Genomic DNA, 24,061 nt, shown 5'->3' with positions numbered 1-24,061 from the left:
TTTAAGCTGCGAGATTTCGGCGATTGCTTTAGTTTTAAAGGCAGGCTTTGCAACCTCGCGCAGGATCACGGCGGATTTAACGCTCGATTTTACGGGAACGAATACGATTTGATAGGATAGGATTTTAAAATTTGAACTATAAGTAAGCGGCTTTAGGCTGGCGCCCAAAACCGCAACTTCATAATAGAGCATTTAGCTATTGAGCTAAGGATTGACAAAGCTCGTCTTTGTGATCGCAGTCAAATGAACCTACGTTTCTACCCGCTGCCGTAGCCAAAGCCGATGTCGGATAGTAATCAAAAGTAGTTCTTTTTCCTGCCACTCTAGCGATATATGTAGATGTTGCATTGGCATTGCCGTTCGTAACCAAAGTCCAGCCGTTCCTACCGCCATCTCTCATAGGATAGATAGGTTGCTGCAAAACGCCTTCAAAAAGAGTGGCATTGTCCGAACCCTCCAAAGCGGGCCACGTAGTCACGCCCCTCATCATATTCTCGCTTCTAACTAGCGAAAGTCCGCTTCTAATAGCAGCGATATCCCCGCGCATCTTAGCGATCGTAGCATCATCACGCGTAGCGGCTAATCTAGGCACTGCGATGCCCGCCAAAATACCTAAAACGACGATGACGAAAACAAGCTCTATCATCGTAAAAGCTTTTAAATTTTTCATGTTAAATCCTTTGATTTAAAGTGAGATGATTATAGCTAAATTTAAATAAAATTAATTTTAGTTAAAGAAAAAATCCTGCATTTTAAATGGAATTTTGTGAAATTTCATTAAATTCTGCGATTTTTTGTCCGAATTTTACGGACGTATCAGTCGGGGTTTCAAATTTCAAAAACTCGCTTTGCGCTACGAGCACGATCGTTGAGCCCAGCTCGAAATTTCCCAAATGATCGCCTTTTTTGAAGTTTAAATTTTCATATTCGTAAAGCGCCTCAGCTCTGCTTGCACACGCATTCGTCTGTATTCGTGCATCGAAATCAAATTTCATCTTACCTACGTTTAAAGCACCCACGAAAACCATCCACAAAATCCCGCCGTTAGGCATTTTGCACTTTAAAATCACGCGCTCGTTTTTGGCGTAGAGGTTTGGAATTTTAAGTAAAAATTTCTTCGCCACGCTGTAAAGATCAGCGGGTATGTAAAGCGCCTCCGTCACGCTCAAGTCGCACGGCGCGTGATAATGATGATAATCGCGCGGGCTTAGATAGATGTTTGCGTAGCTTAAATTTACGCCCTTTGTATTTTCGCTGCTTCGGGCACCGATTGTGCTCGTTTCGCGGCTCACACCGCTTTCATCGCTATAAATTTTAGCTCGCACGCCGCTTGCAGCATAAGTTGCGCCGCTTTCGCCGTCCATGATTTTTGCTTGCGCGGCGCGAAATTTCATCCATGTGCCGGCATCTTTTGCGCATCCGGTTCCAGCCTCGCCGCTCCCGTTCGTAGTAACCGCCCCGTCATCTAAATTTTTAACCGCTCCGCCGCTTTCGCTTGCGGTAAACGTGCGCCCCAGCAGCTCGCTAAGGCTATATTCGCAGCCCTTTACGCTAAAAGCCCGCAGATCGGCGCAGGTTCCGCTCTCAAAGATCACGCCGTCGCTAGGGCTTATAAAAGCTCGCTCGTCTGCCGCTATCTCGCGCGGGCGCAGCAAGCGGCGAGTAAAAAGAGCGTTTAGGCTTGCGTAGCTTTGCGGCGGATCAAATTCGCTCATATCGATTTTGAAAAATTCCACATATTTGCGGTTGATAAAATTTTGTATAAATTTAGGGAATTTCACCGCGGCGATAACCCCGAAAATCCTCGAAATAAAACTTCTCATCTATGCCTTTCTAAGCTTAAGCAGCGCGATCTCGGCATCCGCAAAGACCCTTATCGGCGGGCCCCAAAACCCTACGCCGCTGCTTACGTAAATTTGCTTCAGCCCGTCGTTATACAGCCCGTAAAGATACTTCTGGCTAAGCAGCACCAAAAGCGTCCACGGGAAAATTTGCCCCGCGTGCGTGTGTCCGCAGATACACAGATCGACCTCGTCGCGCACGAAATCCACGACGTATTTTGGCTGATGTGCGAGTAAAATTTTTGGTTTATCGGGATCTGCCTGCGCTAGCACAGCGCTTAGATCGGGCTGCATGTATCCGAAGCGAAAGCCGCTAAGATCGTGCACTCCCATTAAATTTAGCCCTTCAAATTCCACGCTTTCGTTTTGCAGCACCCGCACGCCCGCTTTTTGCATCGCTTTTATAAGTCCGCTTGCGTCGTCGCGGTAATACTCATGGTTGCCCGTGACGAAAAAGATGGGCTTTTTTATCACCTCAAGAGGCTGCAAAATATCCCCGAGCTCATCCGAGCGCAGATCAAACATATCACCCACGATCAGTAGCGCATCGTAATTTAGCGAGTTTATCTGCGCTACGACGCCTTGTAAAAACTCCTTTTTCAAAAACTCGCCCAGATGCACGTCTGAGATGACGGCAAAGTTTAGCTCGCGAGCTAAGTTTTTGATTTTTATTTCGCGCTCGGTGATTTTTGGAATTTTTAGTGCATTATAAAGCCCCTTAAAAATATAGCTAAACGCCATTATTACGAAGGTTACGTCGATAAAGGTTTTTAAAAATTTTCGCCTGTTTTGGCTAAATTTAACCACATGCGCAGCGGCGCTTAGCACGTCGTAAGCAAGGCAGATAAAAAAGAGCGAAAAGGACGCTGCCATGCAAAATACGCATAGCTTATAGAGTAGCTCGTTTTTAAAGCTTCCATTAAGCCCAAAACCCACAAAAAATATTGCATCTAAAATCGCTAAAGCTACGCAAAGCAAAATCAGGGCGGGGAGAAACGTAGCGAAGCCTTTATATGGCGTAAATCGCGCGCTGATCGATCTGTAGATGTAAAGATTAAAAAACAGGAATAAAACCGTGCCGACAATCGGGAAAATATAGGCGCTTTTCAAACTCTAGCCTTGGATATACTCGTCCAGCTTATCTTTATCAAAGCCCGTGATTTCTTGTTTATCGTCTAAAATTAACGCGCCGCTCTTTTTAAATTTAGTGATGGTGCGCGAGAAGGTCTCGGGGGTTACGTTTAGAATTTTAGCTATTCTGGTGTATTTCGTGCTCATAAAAATATCAAAATTCTCGCTGATAAACTTAGCGATCTTGCCGTCGCAGTTAAGCACGACTTGATTATCAAAGACTGCATTTAGCGCTCGGATCTTCTCAGACATCGATTTTAAAAGCTCCAGGCAAATCTTTGGATCGCTCATAAACTCGTTTTTAAATTTTTCATAATCGATCTTTAGCACCTCACCGTTTGTCGAAAACACGCCGCTTGCAGGATAGCTCGTCTCTTCGAAATTTACCATCTCTGCCACGAGCGAGATGGGGCGGATCTCGCGCATATGGATCTCACGCCCCTTTGCGGAGGTTTTATAGATTTTTAAAATTCCTTTTAGCAGGATTAATAGATACTGCGAGCGCTCGCCCTCGAAAAATAAAATTTCGCCCTTTTTGTAGCTTTTATGGATGCTAATCTGCTCCAAACGATTGATTTGCGCTGCGCTTAGAGCTTTAAAATAAGGAATTCTCTCAAGCATCGCCGTAACCTATTTTTTGAGCAAGTCTCTTATCTCGGTAAGAAGTTTAATCTCTTCGCTAGGCTCGGCAGGTGCGGCAGGTTCCGGCGCAGGAGCAGGCTTTTTAAGCTTATTGATCGCCTTGATTGCGCAGAATATACAAAACGCGATGATGATAAAATCGACCGTTACCTGGATAAACGATCCGTAGTTTATCGTAACGGCTGGGGTCTGCCCCACCGCTTCTTTTAGCACGATCTTAAGATCGGTAAAATTCATACCTCCCGTAAGAAGTCCTAAAACCGGCATCATGATGTCGCTTACGAGCGAGGTTACGATCTTGCCGAAAGCTCCACCGATGACGACGCCCACCGCCATATCGATGACGTTGCCTTTCATCGCAAATTCTTTGAATTCCTGAATGAAACTCATATTGTCTCCTTAAATAAAATGCGCCGATATTAGCCTATTTTTGCTTTGTTTTTGCTTTTTATTAGGAAGTAAAAAGTATAATCCCAGCTTAAATTTAAACCCAAAGGACCTAAATTGTATCGCTTCGCTCCGTCGCCCACCGGCGATATGCATATCGGAAATTTACGCGCGGCTATTTTTAACTACATCTGCTCGCTGCAGGATAAAAGCGGCTTCATCTTACGCATCGAGGATACCGACACTGCGCGCAATATCGAAGGTAAAGATCAAGAGATCATCGAAATTTTAAAGCGCTTCGGCATCTCATGGCAGAGTCTGTATTATCAAAGCAAAAATTTAAAATTTCATCAGCAATTCGCAGCCAAGCTACTCTCCGAGAAAAAGGCGTTTTGCTGTTTTTGCAGCGAGGAGGAGCTTGAGGCGAAAAAGCAAGCCGCCAAAGACGCAGGCGAGGCGTATCGCTACGATGGGCACTGCGAGCATTTAAGCGACGAAGAGGTTCTAAACTGCGGCAAGCCCTTTACTATTCGCCTTAAAAAGCCCGATCACGCGCTGGAATTTACCGACGCGATCAAGGGGCGTATCGCATTTGAGCCGCAGAATATCGACAGCTTCGTCATTATGCGCGCGGACAAGACGCCAACTTATAACTTCGCCTGCGCCTGCGACGATATGATGCAGGGCGTGAGCTTCGTAATCCGCGGCGAGGATCACGTCTCAAACACGCCAAAGCAAAACTGGATCCGCCAAAGCCTCGGCTACGACGGCGAGATCAAATACGCGCACCTGCCGATCATATTAAATTCCGAAGGCAAAAAGATGAGCAAGCGGGAGGATAGCTCCTCGGTGAAATGGCTGCTTCAAAGCGGCTACCTGCCCGAGGCGATCGCGAATTATCTGATCCTGCTGGGCAATAAAACGCCGCGCGAGGTCTTTAGCATGGATGAGGCGGTGGAGTTTTTCGATATCGCTAAAATTTCAAAAAGCCCGGCGAAATTTGACGAGGACAAACTCGCCTTTATAAACCGCGAGCATATCAAAAGAGCGAGCAAGCAGCGCCTGGCGGAGCTTTTTGAGCTCGAGCCGAAATTTGCGCCTTTGATAAAATTTTACACTCAAGAAGCGAGCTTGATCCCACGTATCAAAGAGAAGATCGCAGCGATCTACGGCATGAAAGATATCCCGCAGGAGTGGGCGACGCAGGCGCAGGCGCTACGAGAGGCGATCTTAAATTTATTAAGCTCAAACGGCGCAAGCGCGGAATTTAATGATTTCAAAGCGGCGCTTTCGCAGGCTACAAATTTAAAAGGTAAGAGCCTGTTTATGCCGCTTAGGTTTTTACTAACCGGCGCGCCTCACGGACCGGAGCTTAGCGAACTGTATCCGCTGATCCGCGCCGATTTAAAGGAGATACTCGATGCTACTAAATAGCGTATTTTACGGCATTTTAGTGAGTATTCACTACGTGATTCAAGCTTATATGATGCTAATTTTCGTCGCCTGCGTTTTAAGTTTCATCCGCCCAAATCCGTTCGGTAAATTTTATAAAATCGTCCGCGTCATCTCTGCGCTTACCGAGCCTGCGTTTGCGCTGGTGCGTCGCTATCTGCCTACGACTTTCGGCGGCTTTGATCTTTCGCCGTTAGTGATTTTATTTGTTTTAATGTTTTTTGATAATATGATAATTTATATTCTAAATAGGAGCGTTCTTTGAGAGCCATCTGTAAATTTTGCCTTATTTTAACTTTGCTGTGCACCGCAAGTAGCGGTAAAATTTTAAGCTACGAACAGATCAAAGACGAGCCCAAATCCCTAGCCAAGGACTATTATATCTATCGCCTAATTGATGAGACAAAATACAACAAAGCGGAGATTAGAGCTTTAAAACAGAGCATCTTTCGCTACAAAGGCAAACTAAAAGAGAAGCTAGATAGAATTTTCGGCGCCATTCGCCCTCCTAAGCGTCCGGATCGCTGCGCAGGAGTAACGGCGGCAAATATTTTAGATGCAAATTTAACCTGCAAAAAGGCGCGCTCCTATCCAAATTTTATCGCCAAGCTAAGCCCGTCGGTGCGCGAGATGCTCGCTTCGCAGCTTGAAAAGTACCAAGACGCAGCAAGTAAAAACGCTGTAAATTTACTGCGCGGATTTAACGACGAAAATCCGAGCGAGTATTTTATGCAGAGCCGCAATGCGCAAAACTACTTTTTATATTACGACTACTTAAAAGGCGCGGGCAAAGACGCTCTGATCGACATCGACGCCGACGCAGCCTTCGTAAGCGAACTAGCTTCGCAAAAAGGCTTCAAAGCGGTTCTTAACGATGCGCTAATCAACCGCAAATACCCGCACTTGCGCCGCTCGCTCACGGGCGTCGATCCGTCGGCCGTAGAAAAGGATGTAGCGTTTATGCTGGGCGTAAATGCCGTCATGCAGGGCGATGAAGGGGCTGCGCTTGCGTTTTTTAACCGCGCGGCTGCGAGCTTTGAGAAACCTCACGACGTGCACAATGCGAAATTTTGGATCTACCTGCTAAATGGAGATCAAAACGTCTTGCGCCAGCTTGCTAGCAGTGATTATTACAGCCTCTACGCGCTTTATGCCAAGGAGGTCTTAGGGGATAGGAATTTAAACATAATCATCCCAAATCCCGCTAAAAATTCCATCGAAGGCTACGATATCACCGATCCTTTCGCTTGGGTTCGCACGAAAAATAGCGCTGATCGGATGTCGCGCCCGCAGCTTTTGGAATTTGCTAAAAAATTCGACACCAAGCAAAGCATCGGCGAGTACTCATACATCATGAATAAAGCAAGCGGCGGCAAGGACAACTTCTATCCAACGCCGTTTATGGAATATATCGGCGACGGCGACAACCGCCGCAAGGCGCTAATTTTGGCGCTCGCCCGCCAAGAAAGCCGCTTCGTGCCCGCATCGGTATCTACGTCGTATGCGCTTGGAATGATGCAGTTTATGCCGTTTTTGGCTAACGAGATCGGCAAAAAGCAACTCAAAATCGATGGCTTCGATCAAGACGATATGTTCCGCCCCGAAGTCGCCTACCGCTTCGCTAACATCCATATCGACTGGCTGGAGCGCAAAATTTACAGCCCGGTTTTCATCGCATACGCTTACAACGGCGGGCTCGGACTCGTCAAAAAGATGCTTCAGCGCGGCGATATGTTTAATAAGGGTAAATTTGAGCCGTGGCTTAGCATGGAGCTCGTGCCGTATGCCGAGAGCAGGGACTACGGCAAAAAGGTGCTTGCAAATTTTATCATCTACTCGCAGATCCTCGATCCGCGCGCGAAAATCTCGGTGCAACAGGAGTTACAAGACCTACTGATACCAAACAGAAGCGACGACTTCCGCTAAGCTGGCGGCGAGCTCGGAGAATGATTTTAAGAGGCGGCGAGCGAGGAATTTTAAAAGCCGTCGCTTCAACAAAAGGGCGAAATTTGCCCGCTAAGGGCTTAGACGGGCAGATCAAAACGCAAAATTTTACCACGCGAATAGGCAATGCGCTATAAAATCGTGCGGAATTTATTTTGGTTTCAGTGACAAAATTTTATCTCTTGATGCTAGCCAAAGGTTATTTCTGCCCTACACGAAAGGCGGCGCGCTATGCAAATTTTTGCGACCGTAGTTCTCATAGTAGCCGCCATTTTGTGCGTATCGTCGTTTAAATACAAAAAGAAACGCACCGCAAATTTAGCGGCTTGCTTGTTTTTATGGCGTTTACGTATTGCGTGCAATTCGGCGTAGGGGACGAGAGCTACGTCCGAGCGGGCGGCGCGGCGCTGATAGTCTTTTTTATCTTTGCGCTTGCTTTTTTCGAGCTTTATTTCTGGGGCGACGAGCTTTAAAATTCAAAATTCATTGAAATTTTATCGCGGCGTTTTGTGAGCAATTAAATTAGCGCCCGAGCGTAGAATTTTAAGTGGCATGAAATCAAAATCGGGCGCTTTCGGCTATGGAATTTAAACAGATAGCCTATTCGCAGGTACCCGCCGCAAAGGCTGCGGCGGGTTTAAATTTAGCCTCTTTTGCGGCCTATTTGCGACGCTTTAAAGCTTTGGATATGCAAGCCGCCGTTTTAAAATTTCGGCAAGTTTCAAATTTTAAATCTACGCCTGCCGCCGCGCCGTTTTAGCTAAATTTAACCGCGTGGCGCAGAACTTGCGGATGCGAAATGATTTATTTTACGACCTTAACTCCGCGCGAGCTTCGGCGGAATAAAATTTAGCGATCAAATTCTATTTAAAAAGCCCTTTAATCTTGCCGAAAAGCGACTTTTCGCCGCCTGCGGAGGTTGCGTCTTCACGATCTTCCGCGGCGGAATTCTCACTGCCATCTTCTATCGTATCGCCGCTGCGCGGGACGGAATTCTCGCCGCTTGCTTTCATTTCGCCGCCGTCTGTTTCCATTGCACTGCTGCCACCCGTCGCATTGGCGCTGCGCAAGGTAAAATTCTCTCTGACCATCCTAACGCCTCCGCCTGCCTTGCTGCGCTCTATCGCCTCGCCGATCTGCTGCGCGGCGATTTCCGCATATATTAGCGCGCCCTGAGTATCGCAATTAAAAAGATTTGAAAACGACTCGGACCTATTCAGATCGATCGGATTGGGCTCAACCACCTCGGTAGCTTCAAGCAGCCCTACTCCGAGCTCTGCGGCGAAATTTAGCGCATTTAAAAACACGGGTAAATTCTGCGCGTAAAACTCATCTATCGCCTCTTTTATCTCGCCGTCCGCTTCATAATCGCGCAATAAATTTTGCACGTCAGCAGCGCCAAGATACGCGCCGCAGCAGTAGTTTTCGATGATCTCGTTATGAATTTCGCCGCTAAATTCCGCTAGAAATTCCGCCGGTAAAACCTCGCGCCAATCGCTTATGTAGGGTTTAAATTTAGAATTTTGCGCCGCCAAAAAGCTAAACGCCGTGCCGCGCGTGTAAAAATACTCTCTAAAATAGCCCTGCGCCACGGCCAGGTGAAATCCGTGCGTTTTATTAAAAATGCCCCCCGTGCCGTACTGCAGCGCCGAGCGGAAGCCGTCCGCGTATTTTTCTACATAAAATTCATCCATCCCCGCTTCGCGCGCGATTTTAGCGATAGCCTCAAAATCTCCCTTTTGCGCAAGCTTTAGCGGCTTAAAATACCACTGCGAAATTTCATCTTTGCCGATCGCGTGATAGCTTATGTCGTAACCCACCCTCTCCCCTTTAATCTTTCAGATCGATCTGCGGCTGCCAATACAGCGACTTTGAAATTTTACGAAATTTCATCGTGGCATCCAGACCATTTGAGGTGCGGTAGCTAAGCATCAGCTCGTCCTTATCACTCTTAGGCGCAGTGATCTTGTAGCGGCTCGCCCACGCGATCTTAAAAAGCTCCTTTTGTAAAAGCGGATCCCCGTCGTGCAACGGCGTTACGTTTGCGTTTGCGCCGTTGATCTGCACCGCGAGGATCTGAATCTCTTTAGGATAAGAGGTGAGCAAAAACACCTCGTCCTCTGCGGCGTTTCTAAGCTCGGGCGCGACGGGATTTAGATACGTAGCGACGCTTAAATAGCGATCGCCCGCGCGCACCGATTCAAATTTTTGCGTGTAAGCCAGAAACTCGTTTTTAAGCGGATCGTGACGGGGATCGTTTGCGGAGCAGGAGTTTAAAAATAGCGCTAGCGCGGCTAAGAGCGAGCCCTTCAGCAGGCCGTTTAGCGCGCCGCCAAAATAAAATTTCTTCATCGATCTTCCTTTGAAATTTTAGGCGCATTTTAACGAATTTTGCTTTTTAAAAGGCTAAATTCGCTACAATCTGCTCATCTTAAAAAGCCGGATTTTAAAAATGAAAAGACTTGTTATCGCATTTTCAGGCCCTTCCAACAGCGGCAAAACGACGCTAATTTGCAAGATCGCTAAAATTTTTATCGCTAGCGGACTACGGATCGCGATCGTAAAGCACGATCCCGGCGATAAGGCGCGCTTTGACGTAGAGGGCAAGGACAGCGCCAAATTTAGCGAGCTCGGCGCCGAAACCGTCGTGATGAGTCCGACGCGAACGAGTTATTTTTCGCAGCGCTGTATGCAAATTGACGAGGTCGTGCGGATGCTAGGCGAGTTTGATATCTTGCTCGTAGAGGGGCTAAAGACACTGCCGCTGCCGCGTATAAGCCTGTTTCGCGACAAGATCGATCCGGCGTATCTGCCATTTTCGGACGCGATCGCTTCAAATTTAAGCGGCGAGCAGATGGATAAGTTTTGCTGCGTAAATTTCGACATCGACGACGCTGCGGGCATTAGCGAATGGATCTTAAAAAACGCCAAAAAAATGTAAAGGAATAAAATGCAAGAGATCGTAAAATCAATCCAAAATATCGCGCTACAAATCGCCGAGGAGCTGAAATACGCGGACTTCGGCTACACAGATCATCACAACAGCACGGGCGATACGCAGCTCAAACTCGACGTAAAAAGCGACGCCATAATCGAAGCGGAATTTCGTAAAAATCCGCTCGTACGCGCCCTAATCAGCGAGGAGAAAGATGAAATTTTAACGCTGCGAGAGGACGCGCGCCTAATCGTCGCTTACGATCCGCTCGACGGCTCGAGCTTAGTGGACGTAAATTTCGCCGTGGGCTCGATTTTTGGCATCTACGAGGATGAAATTTCGCCCACAAACTTAAAGGCGGCGATCTATTGCATCTACGGGCCGCGCCTTGAGATGGTCGTTTGCGAGGATGCTCCGAAGCTCTACCGCCTAAATCGCGAGGGCAAATTTAGCTTCGTAAAAGACCTGCGCCTACAGCAAAAAGGCAAACTAAACGCCACCGGTGCGACGCAAAAGGGCTGGAGCGAACCGCACCGAAAGCTCGTGCGGGCGCTGTTTGATGAGGGCTACCGCCTGCGATACAGCGGCGCGATGGTAAGCGACCTGCATCAAATTTTATTAAAAGGCGGCGGACTTTTCAGCTACCCCGCTACCAGCGATCATCCGCAAGGCAAGCTTCGCGTAACATTCGAAGTGCTGCCGTTTGCGTTCATCTTCGAGCGCGCGGGAGGCGCCACCAGCGACGGCGCGAACGGCTCGCTTTTGCAGCTTAAAATCGAGAAAATCCACCAAAGCAGCCCTTGCTTTTTCGGCTCGAAGTACGAGATCGCGAAGATGCATGAAATTTACGGCGAGAAAAATTGATGGCGGATACCGAGGTCGCCGCGCCGCGCGACGTTTACGACGAAATTTTAGATAAAAGCTTAGCCGCGCTACAAGCGTGCCAAGCCGAGCACAATCTCACCAGCTGCCTGGAGTGCGAGAAGCTGCTAGATTGCGCAGTGCGCGATAAATACGTCAAGGCGGTTTATGAGAGCATGTCGCACGGCGCGACGGGGGATTTTTCGTTTTAAAACGTACTTTTGCGGCGTGATGGGATTTTTGACGGACTTTGGCATAAATACACTCAGCCACCTTCCTCTTGCGGGCGCGTAATTTTTATGAAGCGGGCTTTGCGCGCAAGATCTCTGTAAACCAAGCTGCGGCGTGGAATTTGCTCTGCGGTCCAGATTTAATACGGCGCGGCGCGTAGGTTTTTGCTTTGCAGCACGGAATTTGCCCCACTGCGAAATGATAAAATTTACGGCGCGTTTAGCCTCGCGGCGGGACTTGCTGTGCGGCGCATCTGTTTTGTGGGCCAGGTTTTGCGGCGGCCGATAAAATTTAAATATGGCGCAACCTAATTGTGAGGGGCGGCTAAATTTGAAGCGGGTGCACGATTAAATTTCAAGTGCTGCGGCAGGATTTTAAATTTGCGGATAAAATTTTAAGGCGCAAAATTACGCAAAGCAAAATTTCAGCCGCGATTTACGAGCGCGGATACGCAAATGTCTGAAATTACACAGAGCCCCGGCGGTCTAAATTTTACCGCCGCGATCTTAAAATTTACGCGACTAAAACTTACCGACTTGCGCGAGCCGCCGTTCGTCGCCAATCTTTGCTAGTTTAAATTTTGCCTTGCGAAATTTAGCTAACAAACTTAGCGGCGCAGGCGAGACGGCGGATTTTGCCTCACCAAATTTGAGCCATAAATTTAAATCGTAAATTTATGCCGTGATCCGTGCGTTAAAATTTAAAAGCTAAATTTAAAGCTCGGAAAGCGTGCGTGCCGTGCGAAGCGCTCGTTAAAATTTCAAAGCCGAAGCGTATGCGACCGCACGCGTCAAAATTTTAGAGCCAGAGCGCATACGGCGGCGATTGCGTTAAATTTAAAACCGATCGGCGGGCGGGCGGAATTTCAGATCGATCTATTCGCGAAGCTGTGCGTCATCGGTCTATTCGCAAAGCCGCGTCCATAGGTTTTTTCGCAGCGCCGCACGCCGAAATTTTAGAGCAGATTTGGGGGATATAAATAGAGGGATGCAATCGTTCGTACAAGGGGTTTTGATGGGGCTGGGCGTTAGTGTGCCGATCGGCCCGGTAAACGTGCTGATAATGTCCTACGCGCTGCGAAGCTACACCAAGGCGCTGTGCTTGGGCCTCGGCGCTATGAGCGCGGATATGCTCTATCTGGTGCTATCGGCGTTTGGCATATCGCAGCTAGCCAAAATCCCGATCGTTTTTGCCTGCATATCGGTATTTGGCGCATGCTTTTTACTCTACACGGCGTACGCGATCTGGCATGGTGCGGCTAGCTCGGTGCAGCCTGCAAGCGTCGAGGCTTCCTCAGGCGTGGCGCTTTACGGCAAAGGCTTTTTGATAAATTTACTAAATCCATACGTCATTATGTTTTGGCTCAGCGTCTCTGCCGGCACCGCGCGAGCAGATTTTGCGCTTGCCCTCGCGGGGCTTGTAAGCGGAATTTTAGCTTGGATTACGCTTTTTCCGCTTGCGATATATCTAGCCCGCAGCAAGCTTCCAAACATAGTAGTGCGGGCATTTGCATATATCTCGGCGTTTATTTTGGTATTTTTCGCACTAAAGCTTTTATACGCTATAATTTTCGCTAAAATTTAAACCGAAGGATGGCTTATGAAACCGATTGAAATTCTAAAAGAGCTCATCAAATTCCGCTCGCTCACGCCTAGCGACGACGGAGCTTTCAACTACGTCTCGATGCTGCTGGCAGACTTTAGCGAGGATAGATTCGAGCTAAACGGCGTAACTAACGCGATTTTTACCAAGCGCTTCGGACAGGGTCCGCATCTGTGCTTTGCCGGGCACATCGACGTAGTCCCTCCGGGCGAGGGCTGGGCGAGCGATCCGTTTAAGCCGGTGGAAGCGGACGGCTTTTTATACGGGCGCGGCGCACAGGATATGAAAAGTGGCATCGCAGCGGCGATCTGCGCGCTAGCGGCGGCACGCGATTTTAAGGGCACGCTAAGCCTACTGCTAACCAGCGATGAGGAGGGCGAGGGTATCTACGGCACGCGCGAAATGCTCTCTAAATTGCGCGAGCAAGGTGCCCTACCCGACTTCGCAGTCGTTGCGGAGCCTACATGCGAAGTGCGCTTCGGCGATACCATTAAGATCGGCCGTCGCGGCTCGATTAACGGCATCCTCACACTCACGGGTATCGGCGGGCACGCGGCCTACCCAGATAAATGCATCAATCCTGTCCACATTTTAGCGCCGGTGCTAGCAAGCCTCGCGGGGCATGATCTGGACGCAGGTAGCGAGGATTTCGCTCCAGCCAAGATAGTCATCACCGACATTCGCGGCGGTTCGCAGGTCGTAAACGTAACACCCAAGGATGTGCGCGTGATGTTTAACGTCCGCGGCGGCGTAGGACTGGGGCTAAAAGACGTGCGAGACTACGTACTGAGGTTATTTGAGTTAGATGCAAAAGACGCGCTGTGCAGCGAAAGCGAATCCTGCGGCAAGCTAGAAATGAGCTGCACCGCGCAGCTACGAGCAGGCGCGTCGCTACACCTTGCGTTAAAAAGCTCCTCAAAGCCTTTTTTAACTCAGCGAAACTCCAAAATCGTGCAAAAACTAAGCGCTAGCGTGCAGAAGATCTGCGGCGCAGCAGCCGAGCTAAACACCGCAGGCGGCACGAGCGATGCGAGATACTTCGCGGAGTTTGGCGTGGAGACGGCGGAGTTTGGCGTGCGAAACGACACTATCCATCAGATCAATGAACGAGTAGAGATTAGCGACGTCGAAAATTTAGCTAAAATTTTTATCGATCTGATAGAAAATTTTGGCTAATTTAGAAATTTGGCAAAGCTACGTAGATTTGATAAAAATTCTGCGTTCTACCAAGCTTCGCCAAATTTGCCAGGGTTTTCGCTCGTAGCTGCTTGGCAAATTTTATCTTTGCCGTGCGTATTGCGTAGAAATTTTGCCCTGCTACGTCGCTTTTGCCAAGAAATTTTATCTACAGCACGCTCGCCGCTTTTACAATTACTTTGCTATGCAACGTCGCTTTCGCAAGAAACTCTAGCAAAACATTGCCGCCTCGAAGACGAGCTTTGACAACGAACGCTACCGCTGCTAGGAATTTTTTAAAAGAATACTGCTTTTGCGCGAATTTCAGCAAATAGTGCGGTCTTTGCGCAAAATTCCCCTCGCTCTCTTCGCATGGAATTTCATTCTTGCCTAGCGTTGCTATCAGGATGCTGCTGCACTTTGCCGTCTTTGCAAAATTTTATCTTTGGTACATCCGCCGCTTACGCAAGAGCTTGGCTAAGACGATGCCGCTTCTGCCGGGATACCGCCCGCTTCGTGGGTTTATAGAATTTTACTTAGTAGCGTTGCCGCTGAGATAAATTCTGCCCCGCTTACCGCTTCTGCGCGGATTTTAACCCCGCCTGACAAGCGCGATTAAAATTTTACTTTGCTTTGATACGGCAATGTGAAATTTTGCCCGTACGGCGTAGGGACATAAAATTTTAACCTCTGCAAAATTCCGCCTCAAAACTTGCTATCCTTGCCTCATTTCTACGAAAAGGGCTCAAAATTTTACTGCCTCGCACGCTGCCGCACTAAATGCACGCAAGATGAAATTTATCGAAGGACTTCAGCGCAGAATTTCGCGAGGCTAAATTTATCACTGCGAAAAATTTCAACCGCTCATAGCAAGCGTCTGCGGTGCGATAAATTTAAAGTTAGGACTTGAAAGCAGGCTTCGCTTCTTGCAAAATTTCAACTATCTTGGTCGCCACAAAAACTAGAAATTTACAAAATCGCTTTATAAAATTTCGCAGCGTCGCGCGGTAAAATTTTAAAATCAGCGTCGCGCCTGCAGGGCATAATTTAACGGAATTTTACTTGCCCAATTTGGCTAAATTTTCTCTTTCAAAGTTTAGCAGCCACGCTTTGGTCGCTACGCCGCCCGCGCCGCTGTATCCTCCGAGCCCGCCCGAAGCTACGACGCGGTGGCACGGCACGATGATGGGGATTTTGTTTTTGCCATTTGCGCTGCCTACTGCTCGGCTTGCGTGCGGTCTGCCGATAGCCCGGGCTAGCTCGCCGTATGTTACGACCTCGCCGTAAGGGGTATCTAAAAGCGCGCTCCACACGGACTTTTGAAACTGCGTGCCATTTTGGCTCAGTTTAACGCTGAAGCTCTCAAGCTCTCCCCTAAAATAGGCGCTAAGCTCATCGGTGCAAAGAGCTAAATTCTTTCTTAAATCGCTAAGCCTTAAATCGCGTCCTTTATCATCCGTAGCACGCACAAAGCCGATAAGCCCTGCGTCGTGTTTTTTAAAGATCTCATCATTGGGCCCGTAGACAGAGCTTTTGACCCAGTCGATGCTGCAGATCCCGATCTCGTCATCCCAAATTTCAAGCATTCCAATGGGCGAATTAAAAAAGGCTTTTTGCATCTCAATCCTTTCAAATTTTTACTGGTTTGATCAAAAAAATTTTAAAAAGCGCTTGCTGCCAGTGTAAGCTAAAGCTCGAAAACGGCGAAATTTCATGCGGTAACGCAAAATTTTAAATTTATACGCAAAGCATCGCAAAGTCTCTACTCAAACCGCACGAGGTTTACTAAAACCCCATCGAAAACGTCTTGCTTAAAGAGTTTGATCTCCCGCACGATATCTGCATTATCATCGTCGATGACGCCGTTTTTAACGAGGCTGTCCTCGATGAGCTTAAAGATAAAGGCGTGGTTGCTGACGTCGGAGATACCGCTTTTAAAGCCCATTTCAAGGCGCACCGGCACGTCTATATGTACGCCGCGCAGGTCCTTGGCGATGTAAAGATCAGCGATCGTTCGCACCATCTTTTTCGCCATTTGGTAGCTCGCCGTGGACGACAAAATATCATTAAGACCGAAATTCTCCATCAAAAGTGGAATACGAACGCGCGCCAAAACCCCTTCGCCCGGCTCGCTCGCGCTCTTTTTCAAAAACGAAATTTTAATCCTGTGCGCGATACCTATGAAGCGCGGCTTAAGCTCGATGAGCCTAGCTCTAGGCGCTTGCGATGGCGAGATAGGACGCGAAGCGCTTACAATAGGCAGAGCCTGCGGACGCCCCGGCAGGCGTGCGCGCTCTTTTGTAGGCGCTTTGTGCGCAGGCTTGCCATAGAAATTTACGGGCTTAGTCGCAAAAGTTGATTCGCTCCCAAAAGCAGCAGACGCGGGCTCATCACCAAGCGCCCCCTCCGCCATAGAAGAAGCAACCGTAGAATTCTCACCCGTTAACGCGGGCTGCGCTGATCGCTCAAATTCGAGCGCAAATTCATTTCCCGATTGCGGTGGCAAATTTAAAGGCTGCCACTCTTGTGTGGAGCTTTTCTGTGCTAAATTTTGCTCGTCGGAATTTTTTAGCGCGTAATTTTGCCCTTTTGCCAAAAATATTGAATCCTCACCGACTAAATTCTCATCTTGAGGCGCGAATTCCAAGGCATTTTCTAAGGCAAAATTTGCGGCACGGCAGCTAGCAAATTTAGCGCTTTGCCCCTTGGAAAACTCGGAGCCTTGAGGCTTGCAATCATTTGCGCACTTTATATCAAGCGCAGAATTTGCGAAAGTGGAATTTTTTGATGCAGAGCTTTGCGCCGTAGAATTTTTACTTCGTAAGTCCGCGTCCTGCTCTGCTACAAACGAATTTTCAGCCACAAAATTCTCCGCTTGCGCCGTAAAATTAGAATTTTGCGCCTCAAATGCGGAATCTCTCACGAGCGCAGAGCTTTGCGCGGAAATAAAATTTCGCGATGCAGGAATGAAGCTTTGCCCTTTAGCAGAATTCGCAGACACAGAGCTTTGCGGCATAAAATTTTTACTCCTCGCATTTGCGCTCTCTTCGAAACTAGCAGCAAGCCCCACGCTCATATCATCCTGCGCGGCGTCATTTTGCAAAATACAATTCTCGCGCGCTGTATCCCACGCGGTATCTGCGCAAAATTCCGCCTGAGCCGCACCATAAAATTCTGCTTGCGAAACATCTTGAAATTCTGCCTGCGAAGTAAAGCCTTGCGCACTCTGAGCGCTGCGCGCAGAAAAATCTCGCTCGCCGCGCCTTGCATTTGTGGCATACGAGGTCTTCGCCAAGCTGCCACCAGCTTCGGACGAAACCGCGCCCGAATCTCCGCCGCAAAAGCTACCAAAATCGAAGGCGCCGTCAAACTCCGCATAGCCATCTGCCGTGCGGAGACGATCTGCGCGGGCTTTCTTTTTGGGCGTAGAAGAGAGCGTGAGCCTGCCTGTAAGCTCGCGTCCGCCGGAGTTTAAAATCCCAAAAATTCTAGCTCTAAAACGCTCGAACTGCTCGCCACTGAGCGAAATTTTATCGTTTAGGCTCTGCACGCCGAAGTCTGCAGCGGTAAAATTTACGATCGCTCCGTCCCTACTCGCGACGCGCACGCGGCCTTTGACCGAGCCTTTTAGCTTAAAATCGCTGCCTGCGAGAATTTTTTTCATTAATTCCTTCGGATTGTAGGACATTTTAGCGCTCGCCAAAAACCACTTCATTAAATTTAGCGACGAAGCTTAGCGGATTGACGCTCACGCCGTTGATCGCGATGCCGAAGTGCAGATGCGGGCCGCTGACTCTACCGCTCTCGCCCGAAAGCGCGATTTCATCGCCTTTGCGAACGTGATCGCCAAGCGTTACCTTGATCTCGCTTAGATGATAGTACTGCGAATAGATGCCGCCGCCGTGATCGATCACGACCGAACCGCCCGCGTAGTAGCGGTCTTTGGCGATGACTACGACGCCGTCGTTGGCGGCGCGCACCGCAGTACCTACCGCGGCACGATAATCGGTGCCGCTGTGATAGCTTTTAAGCTCGCCGTTGAAGGTGCGAGCATTGCCGAATGCAGAGGTTATTTTGGAGTTTAAAGGCAGCTCAAACGGCGTGGAAAAAAGATAGCGCGGCGTGGTGATCGCATAGATCGCGTTGGCTTCGTCGAGCTCTTTTTTGATACGCGTGGCGGCTTCTTTGGGTGGTTTAACCTTGCCTGGAGCGACACTTAGAGCCTCTTTTTTATACTCGCCCTTTTTCAAAGCGACGATCTGCTCGTGACTGCCGCTTTGATCTACTATTCGCAGCGCGAAATCTCCCTTAGCACGGTAATTCGCCGCTAAAACGGCGATTTTATCGCTAGAATTTGGAGCTGTGATGAGAGGAATTTGCTTTGAGCCAAAGCTCAACTCGGTTGTGCTTTTATCTAATTTTAAGATAACAACATCACCGTTTACTATGTCTAAAGCGAAAATTTTGATCGCCAAAAGTGCAAAAATAGCTAGAAATTTCATAAATTTTCCAAAATTCGTTATTTTTCATCAATTTTTTGTTAAAAATTAGCTAAAACAAATGAAATTGCTGTTATAATAACGAAAATTCAATTTTAAAAGGATTAAATGATGAAAAAGTTTTTGCTTCTAGCATCTGTTGCACTTTGCGGTCTTTTGCACGCGGACGTCGTGGCAAATCAAGAGGTTATAGCGGCGACTAACGTCGTTAGATCTTTCGTAGCGGCTAATAACTTCGGCACCGATGAGCGCTATCTAACCAGCGCCAAAGCCGTCGCAATCCTAACCGACGTAAAACGTTTAGCTGCGGGCGCATCGCTACAATACGGCGATGGAATTTTTAGCGTCAAAGGCGAGAACGGCGAGTGGAGTTCGCCGATTTTTATCAAATATAAAGGCTACGGCGTGGGCTTACAGGCAGGCTACGAGACGAGCGACATCGTGATGATCTTTCATACTACGAAGTCATATCAAGACATTTTTACCGGCACAGACACCCTTGAGATTAATGTAGGTGCTGCGGCAGGCGGCGTAGGTAGAAGAACAGGTCGCGCAACTGATCTGCCTGATATTTCTGCATGGATGGTAAGCCCGGGCGAGCAAACAGGCGTCTACCTAGGCGTATCGATCGACAACGGCAGAATCACTATCGACGATCAGCTAACTAACGACTTCTACGAGAGAATTTACGACTACGAGGACATCTTAAATGACTCTCCACGCGCGAATAAATACGCAAAAAGATGGAAAGAAGTGATGAGGAAATATTTTACAAACGGCGAGAAATACGGCGCTAGCAGCAGCGCGGCGATACCTGTAAATCACGTGCAGAAAAAATACCCTGATGGTAAGCCAATCATCTCAAACCGCTCTCCTAGAACTCATGCTAAGGCTACGCGAAGCAAAAAGGCTAAAAAAGCAAAATAAATTATCGAGCCAAGCCCCGTTTATGGGGCTTCTTGCTTTGGCTTTGCGTTGAGTTTGTGCAAGAGCGCTTAGACGTGAAATCGAAGTGCATAGGTTATTTTTAAAAAGATTTATTGATTCTTGACTAAAGTATTTTATTTAATTTTTATGAGTCATTGGATATATAAAGATCGATATAATTTTATGAAATTTAACGAAATTTTTATAAAATTTAATCAGTTTTTTATATTTTTATCACTACAATTACAGTTCTTGTCTCGTTAGCTCAGTTGGTAGAGCATCTGACTCTTAATCAGGCGGCCGTAGGTTCGAATCCTACACGGGACACCACCAACCCAAATTCCCCCTATTTTTAGTTTTTTGATTTTTTTGAAAGCCCTGTTTTACGGGTTTTTAAAATTTTATCAAAAAAATCTCAAATGCTAAAAACACTAGATTATACAGGTAGTTTAAGAGAAACTACCTGTATATTAAAAAAATGTATAGTAGCTCTTAAGCTTGTTAAACTCTTTGGAAACTTTTATAATTTGTCTTACCATTTTCATATCCACCTATTAGTAAATCGCCGCTGCCTTTACCCATTAGCGTATCATCGCCATATCCGCCCAATAAAACATCGTCTTTGTAGTCGCCCGTTAAAAGTCCGCTTGGGGTTACTTCGTATGGGAAAAATATAGATGATAGCGGTCTTGCATAGGCTGTTTTATCGGGCATTGTTACTTTTAGAATACCTTTTTGCAAAGCGTTCATATCAATATCTGATAATCCGTCGCCCGTTATTTTGTCCCATAAATTTTGTACCTGTTTACGTAAATCAAATATGCCGCTATCTTTTCCGTCCAACTTATCTAATAAATTTCCTATGTCATACCATAATGTTATCCAACCGACAACATGGATAAATTTAGTAATTGCAATAAGCCCGAAATCCACAGCTGCGCCCACGACGGTATGACCGAAGCTTTGACCGTCAGCATAATCATCGGCTATACCAGCTAATGCTTTACCAATTCCTGCATATCTTGGTTTTTTACCCAATTCGTCTAATTGTGCTTTTGTATATTTTTTGCCATTTATTTCTATATATCTTTGTAAGCCATTTAGCGACATATCGGCACCAGAAAGTGCATCTTTCAATAATTCAGTTAATTGTCTAACCAAATCACTATTTTTTCTAAGTCTTACTTCTGCTTTGTCTAATTCTTGTTTAGCAACTAATTCTCTACTCATGTTTTTCTCCTTTTTAGATTAAAATTTCTTTTCAACCAAGTTTAAATTTATATGTTTCTTATCAGAAAAATATTTTTGTAAATCTAAATAATCTTGCTTATGAATTATATAAACCATATGAAACTTTCCATTATATGGTCGCATATCAATTGTAGCTAATCTCCACAAGCGTCCACCAATATATTGCGGATAATCAAAAATAATAGCTGGATACAACGAAAAATCTTTTAATTTTCCGCCTAAAATCAAATGAAAAATAAGTTTAAATAAAAAATTTAAAAGAAACCAAAGTATATAATAGACCATTATTATAAAAACATATAGCAATGATTTTTCACTAATTGAAATTAAAATAATCAAAAAAAATAGAAACAAATGAAAATATACTCCAAGAGAATACGAAAGCTTAAAATTTCTTGTAATAGGCTCTAAATCTATCAAATTTTTAACCCTTTTAACTTCTCCATTTATGATAAATTCTATCGTTTTATTTGTAAATTTGGTTTCGCATTTGTTTTTGATAATGTAGTAATAAAAGGCCCAAATAATATGTAAAATTACAAACGCAAAAGGAAAGTATAATAAAATTTTAATTTCTTTTTTGTGTATATTGTCCGTGTAATCAATACAGGCAGTTGATAAAATCACAAACGCTCCTATAAAACAAAATAAATCCAAATTTTTAAGAAAGAATTCATAAGGATTTTTAATTACTATCGGTTCTTTATCGTAGTCTCTTTGATTGAAATCATTTAAATTTGCATTTTCGTTTGAGTTTAAATCCCGTTTTTTAACATTTTTATTCCAGTTTTCAAAATTTTCCAAATTTTATCCTTCCGTTTTCTTTGCTTTTCTCGTCATTACGGGTGAACTTTACAAGCGAAGCAATCTGCCGACAGTGAATGTTATAAAATCTCAGTCCTCTTCTTGCCTTTAATTTGATTGCTTTTGCGAATTCTATATCCACCTTACTTAAGCAGCTATAAATTCCCCGTGAGTCTTTAGCCGCTTCACTCACTCCAGCCCATTCGTAGATCAGCTCATTGATAAGAGTAGCCTTAAAGCCTTGCTTTACGGTGTTAGAATTCTCGTCTATCGTTATCTCTTTGTAGTTTAGATCAATGCTTTTGATATTATTATCCGCAAGCGAGCTTGGCTCTCCTTTGTCGGTAATGCCGTTAGAATTCGTACCTTTCAAATTTTAAGCTTATTAAATATCTCATCCTTTTCATCTATTACGTTGTCGCCATTTAGATCATAGGCTTTTAGGGCTTCATAGCCGTTGGTCGCTTTTTTATCGGTATATCCGAGCGGTATTTGAAATAGTATGATTTACGAATAGTTCATTTCCATTGTCTATTTTACCAGACACCGTCCCCCTATCCCTCAAACAGATCAAAATTTTATCTGTAAATTCCCTAAATTTTAAAATAGCTGCCGCTTTTGCGAGATAGGCAATTTAAAATTTTAAAATGCGTCAACGCGGAAGCGAGGATAAAATTTATCCGCGTTGTGCAAATTTTACGTAGCAGTATTCGCGCAAAAGCGGAAAACGGCAGTAAAATTTATCGGGTAGCGCCATTTTTATGTGTGCTTAAGCAATACGATTCGCGCTAATAATTTTCCCGCGATACTACATAATCTTGGTCGTCCGCATTAAATTCGCACCATTTTCGCGTAGTCTTATTTCCATGCAGGTACGAAATAAAATTTCAGAACTTCAAATTTTGCGCCACAAATTACTAGCTATTACCGCGCGATTGTATTGTTATATATATGATTTTAAATAGTGCAAATTTAGCCTCAAGCGATTCTAATATCTCGATCGAAGCGCTTGTATTAAATTAAAATTTATCTCAAGAGGCAGCCCCGTCTTAAACTCTATAAACTATCAGCTTGCCCCTTCGCGCGCTAAAACGACTTTGAAAGTTTTTAAAATAATTACGATGTCGTTCCAGATAGACCAGTTTTTCATATACCACGTATCCATGCCCGCCCTGGTCGCAAAATCCACATCGCTGCGCCCGCTCACCTGCCAAAGCCCCGTGATACCGGGCTTGACGGCGAGTATAAGATCTGCATATTCACCCATATCCTTGCGCTCGTATTGCGCGCACGGGCGAGGACCTACGATGCTCATTTCGCCCTTTAGGACGTTGATCAGCTGAGGAAGCTCATCGAGCGAGCTTTTGCGCAAAAAATCACCCAGCGTCGTGATGCGCGGATCGTGCTCGTATTTGTGATATTTTTCAAAATACTCCACCTCTTGCGGATTTTGCTTTAGATACTGAGCTAAAATTTCATCACCGTTTTCTTTCATCGAGCGGAATTTCAGACACCCAAATGGCTTGCCACCAAATCCCATCCTTTGGTGCGAAAAAAATATGCGCCCCGTGGGCTCTTTTAGCTTCATCATCAGCGCGATTACGCCAAAAATCGGCACCAGCAAAGGAAGTGCTAAGAAAATTAGCGCCAAATCAAGCCCGCGTTTAAGCGCTAAATTTAAAGGGCTTTTCAGAGAATTTCGTATCGCAAAGAGGCTGGTACGCGAGGCAAAAACGCTGTAAATATCTACCTGCGTAAAATCGTATGAGCGCAGCACGGGGGTAAATAAAATTTCTTTGTTTTTTTTGATATTATGTTCAATAAGCTCGTTCAAGGCTTTCGCACCAAGCCTACTTCCGCCGATAAACAGCACGTCGTAATCGTTGCCAAGAGCTCTAACATATCCCAAATACGCGCTTTCTAAGACGGCGCTTTCAAACTCCTCGCCCTCGCCTAAAATTTTCGCCCTCTTTCGCCATAATCCAAATTTAAAAAGCTCCCTTTTCGTTATGAGCTTAAAAAGCGGCAAAACTACCGCCATAAAGGCAAAGCTCAGAATAAAGCTGGCGCGCGAAAATTCGTAATTGACTTTGATTAAAGCAAGTAGCGCTAGGCTGAGTAAAAGCCCAAAAAAGCAGCTTCTCACCAAAATTCTACTCTCGTGCCAAAAATCATATCGCCTCGAATAGATCCCTTGATAGAAAAACAAAAATATCATTATGACATAGGAAGGCGCGAAGCCCTGATACCTACCGATGTCTAGCAACACGCTATCGCCGTAGAGCAGATTTTTAAGCACCACGGCAAGTCCGAAGCAAAGCCAGATGCCGAAAATATCGACCGCCAAGATTATCAAAACGCAGAGTTGCTTTTTCATC

At 46.1% G+C, this 24,061-nt stretch carries 25 protein-coding genes and 1 tRNA gene; 12 read left to right on the top strand and 14 right to left on the bottom strand.

The window, feature by feature from the left end:
* Positions 1 to 196: 196 nt before the first annotated feature.
* The 5 genes from CGRAC_RS12785 to mscL all read right to left on the bottom strand — a co-directional run bounded on the left by CGRAC_RS12785 (position 197) and on the right by mscL (position 4,004).
* Entirely contained in the window at positions 197 to 670 is a 474-nt protein-coding gene (locus CGRAC_RS12785; protein ID WP_005872177.1) for a type II secretion system protein, read from the bottom strand.
* A gap of 82 nt (positions 671 to 752) precedes the next feature.
* Entirely contained in the window at positions 753 to 1,823 is a 1,071-nt protein-coding gene (asd, locus tag CGRAC_RS03885; RefSeq protein ID WP_005872179.1) for an archaetidylserine decarboxylase, read from the bottom strand.
* Positions 1,824 to 2,951: a metallophosphoesterase gene (locus tag CGRAC_RS03880; RefSeq protein WP_005872180.1), complete on the bottom strand. Its 1,128-nt coding sequence runs from the start codon at positions 2,949 to 2,951 to the stop codon at positions 1,824 to 1,826. It lies immediately after the preceding gene.
* A 3-nt stretch (positions 2,952 to 2,954) separates the two neighbouring features.
* Positions 2,955 to 3,593 (bottom strand): Crp/Fnr family transcriptional regulator, encoded by a 639-nt coding sequence (locus tag CGRAC_RS03875; protein WP_005872181.1) that lies wholly within the window; start codon positions 3,591 to 3,593, stop codon positions 2,955 to 2,957.
* Between the two features lie 9 nt (positions 3,594 to 3,602).
* Positions 3,603 to 4,004 (bottom strand): large-conductance mechanosensitive channel protein MscL, encoded by a 402-nt coding sequence (gene mscL / locus CGRAC_RS03870; protein WP_005872182.1) that lies wholly within the window; start codon positions 4,002 to 4,004, stop codon positions 3,603 to 3,605.
* Positions 4,005 to 4,118: 114 nt separating this feature from the next.
* On the opposite strand from mscL, the gene gltX reads away from it, so the two are divergent.
* From gltX to CGRAC_RS12715, 5 genes are all read left to right on the top strand, one after another.
* Positions 4,119 to 5,435, top strand: a complete 1,317-nt coding sequence (gltX, locus tag CGRAC_RS03865; RefSeq protein ID WP_005872184.1) for a glutamate--tRNA ligase — start codon at positions 4,119 to 4,121, stop codon at positions 5,433 to 5,435.
* Positions 5,422 to 5,718 (top strand): YggT family protein, encoded by a 297-nt coding sequence (locus CGRAC_RS03860; RefSeq protein WP_005872185.1) that lies wholly within the window; start codon positions 5,422 to 5,424, stop codon positions 5,716 to 5,718. Before gltX ends, CGRAC_RS03860 begins: the two co-directional genes overlap by 14 nt.
* Positions 5,715 to 7,379, top strand: a complete 1,665-nt coding sequence (locus CGRAC_RS03855) for a lytic transglycosylase domain-containing protein (RefSeq protein ID WP_005872187.1) — start codon at positions 5,715 to 5,717, stop codon at positions 7,377 to 7,379. The genes CGRAC_RS03860 and CGRAC_RS03855 overlap by 4 nt, the downstream gene beginning before the upstream one ends.
* Positions 7,380 to 7,399: 20 nt before the next feature.
* Positions 7,400 to 7,534, top strand: a complete 135-nt coding sequence (locus CGRAC_RS12720; RefSeq protein ID WP_005872189.1) for a hypothetical protein — start codon at positions 7,400 to 7,402, stop codon at positions 7,532 to 7,534.
* Positions 7,535 to 7,735: 201 nt separating this feature from the next.
* Positions 7,736 to 7,870 carry a hypothetical protein gene (locus CGRAC_RS12715; RefSeq protein ID WP_005872191.1) on the top strand — a complete coding sequence of 45 codons (135 nt, stop codon included), beginning with the start codon at positions 7,736 to 7,738 and terminating at the stop codon, positions 7,868 to 7,870.
* Positions 7,871 to 8,260: 390 nt separating this feature from the next.
* Here CGRAC_RS12715 and CGRAC_RS03845 read toward each other — a convergent pair whose 3' ends face one another.
* Both CGRAC_RS03845 and CGRAC_RS03840 read right to left on the bottom strand, forming a co-directional pair.
* Entirely contained in the window at positions 8,261 to 9,217 is a 957-nt protein-coding gene (locus tag CGRAC_RS03845) for a hypothetical protein (protein WP_005872194.1), read from the bottom strand.
* Between the two features lie 10 nt (positions 9,218 to 9,227).
* Positions 9,228 to 9,749: a hypothetical protein gene (locus CGRAC_RS03840; RefSeq protein ID WP_005872196.1), complete on the bottom strand. Its 522-nt coding sequence runs from the start codon at positions 9,747 to 9,749 to the stop codon at positions 9,228 to 9,230.
* 100 nt (positions 9,750 to 9,849) lie between these two features.
* On the opposite strand from CGRAC_RS03840, the gene mobB reads away from it, so the two are divergent.
* The 5 genes from mobB (at position 9,850) to dapE (ending at position 14,202) form a co-directional block, all read left to right on the top strand.
* Positions 9,850 to 10,338 (top strand): molybdopterin-guanine dinucleotide biosynthesis protein B, encoded by a 489-nt coding sequence (gene mobB / locus CGRAC_RS03835; RefSeq protein WP_005872198.1) that lies wholly within the window; start codon positions 9,850 to 9,852, stop codon positions 10,336 to 10,338.
* Positions 10,339 to 10,347: 9 nt separating this feature from the next.
* Positions 10,348 to 11,196 (top strand): class 1 fructose-bisphosphatase, encoded by an 849-nt coding sequence (locus CGRAC_RS03830; protein WP_005872200.1) that lies wholly within the window; start codon positions 10,348 to 10,350, stop codon positions 11,194 to 11,196.
* The gene (locus CGRAC_RS03825; RefSeq protein ID WP_005872202.1) at positions 11,196 to 11,405 is read left to right on the top strand and encodes a hypothetical protein; all 210 of its coding nucleotides are present in this window, start codon (positions 11,196 to 11,198) and stop codon (positions 11,403 to 11,405) included. The genes CGRAC_RS03830 and CGRAC_RS03825 overlap by 1 nt, the downstream gene beginning before the upstream one ends.
* A 1,033-nt stretch (positions 11,406 to 12,438) precedes the next feature.
* The gene (locus CGRAC_RS03820; RefSeq protein ID WP_227940496.1) at positions 12,439 to 13,008 is read left to right on the top strand and encodes a LysE family translocator; all 570 of its coding nucleotides are present in this window, start codon (positions 12,439 to 12,441) and stop codon (positions 13,006 to 13,008) included.
* Positions 13,009 to 13,023: 15 nt separating this feature from the next.
* Positions 13,024 to 14,202, top strand: coding sequence for a succinyl-diaminopimelate desuccinylase (dapE, locus tag CGRAC_RS03815; RefSeq protein WP_005872213.1), 1,179 nt, complete (start codon positions 13,024 to 13,026; stop codon positions 14,200 to 14,202).
* A gap of 1,058 nt (positions 14,203 to 15,260) precedes the next feature.
* On the opposite strand, the gene CGRAC_RS03810 is transcribed toward dapE, so the two are convergent.
* From CGRAC_RS03810 to pgp3, 3 genes are all read right to left on the bottom strand, one after another.
* The gene (locus CGRAC_RS03810) at positions 15,261 to 15,821 is read right to left on the bottom strand and encodes a methylated-DNA--[protein]-cysteine S-methyltransferase (protein WP_005872223.1); all 561 of its coding nucleotides are present in this window, start codon (positions 15,819 to 15,821) and stop codon (positions 15,261 to 15,263) included.
* 143 nt (positions 15,822 to 15,964) lie between these two features.
* Positions 15,965 to 17,866, bottom strand: coding sequence for a RusA family crossover junction endodeoxyribonuclease (locus tag CGRAC_RS03805; RefSeq protein WP_005872225.1), 1,902 nt, complete (start codon positions 17,864 to 17,866; stop codon positions 15,965 to 15,967).
* Positions 17,867 to 17,891: 25 nt separating this feature from the next.
* A complete protein-coding gene (gene pgp3 / locus CGRAC_RS03800) occupies positions 17,892 to 18,704 on the bottom strand; it encodes a peptidoglycan metallopeptidase Pgp3 (RefSeq protein ID WP_005872226.1) in 813 nt (270 codons plus the stop codon).
* A gap of 108 nt (positions 18,705 to 18,812) precedes the next feature.
* Here pgp3 and CGRAC_RS03795 point away from each other — a divergent pair, with 108 nt between their 5' ends.
* Together CGRAC_RS03795 and CGRAC_RS03790 are read left to right on the top strand one after the other, a co-directional pair.
* Positions 18,813 to 19,628 (top strand): lipid-binding SYLF domain-containing protein, encoded by an 816-nt coding sequence (locus CGRAC_RS03795; RefSeq protein WP_005872227.1) that lies wholly within the window; start codon positions 18,813 to 18,815, stop codon positions 19,626 to 19,628.
* Positions 19,629 to 19,882: 254 nt separating this feature from the next.
* Positions 19,883 to 19,958, top strand: a tRNA-Lys gene (locus tag CGRAC_RS03790).
* A 171-nt stretch (positions 19,959 to 20,129) separates the two neighbouring features.
* On the opposite strand, the gene CGRAC_RS03785 is transcribed toward CGRAC_RS03790, so the two are convergent.
* The 4 genes from CGRAC_RS03785 to CGRAC_RS03770 all read right to left on the bottom strand — a co-directional run bounded on the left by CGRAC_RS03785 (position 20,130) and on the right by CGRAC_RS03770 (position 24,060).
* Positions 20,130 to 20,858 (bottom strand): hypothetical protein, encoded by a 729-nt coding sequence (locus tag CGRAC_RS03785; protein WP_005872229.1) that lies wholly within the window; start codon positions 20,856 to 20,858, stop codon positions 20,130 to 20,132.
* An 18-nt stretch (positions 20,859 to 20,876) separates the two neighbouring features.
* Complete coding sequence (locus CGRAC_RS03780) at positions 20,877 to 21,683, bottom strand: hypothetical protein (RefSeq protein ID WP_005872230.1); 807 nt, start codon at positions 21,681 to 21,683, stop codon at positions 20,877 to 20,879.
* On the bottom strand, positions 21,670 to 22,056 hold the full coding sequence (locus tag CGRAC_RS03775) for a hypothetical protein (protein WP_005872231.1): 387 nt from the start codon (positions 22,054 to 22,056) through the stop codon (positions 21,670 to 21,672). The genes CGRAC_RS03780 and CGRAC_RS03775 overlap by 14 nt, the downstream gene beginning before the upstream one ends.
* A gap of 693 nt (positions 22,057 to 22,749) precedes the next feature.
* Complete coding sequence (locus tag CGRAC_RS03770) at positions 22,750 to 24,060, bottom strand: sugar transferase (protein WP_005872236.1); 1,311 nt, start codon at positions 24,058 to 24,060, stop codon at positions 22,750 to 22,752.
* Between the last annotated feature and the right edge of the window lies 1 nt (position 24,061).

Source organism: Campylobacter gracilis, from assembly GCF_001190745.1.
GTDB lineage: Bacteria > Campylobacterota > Campylobacteria > Campylobacterales > Campylobacteraceae > Campylobacter_B > Campylobacter_B gracilis.
This window is presented reverse-complemented; position numbering and strand designations above follow the sequence as displayed.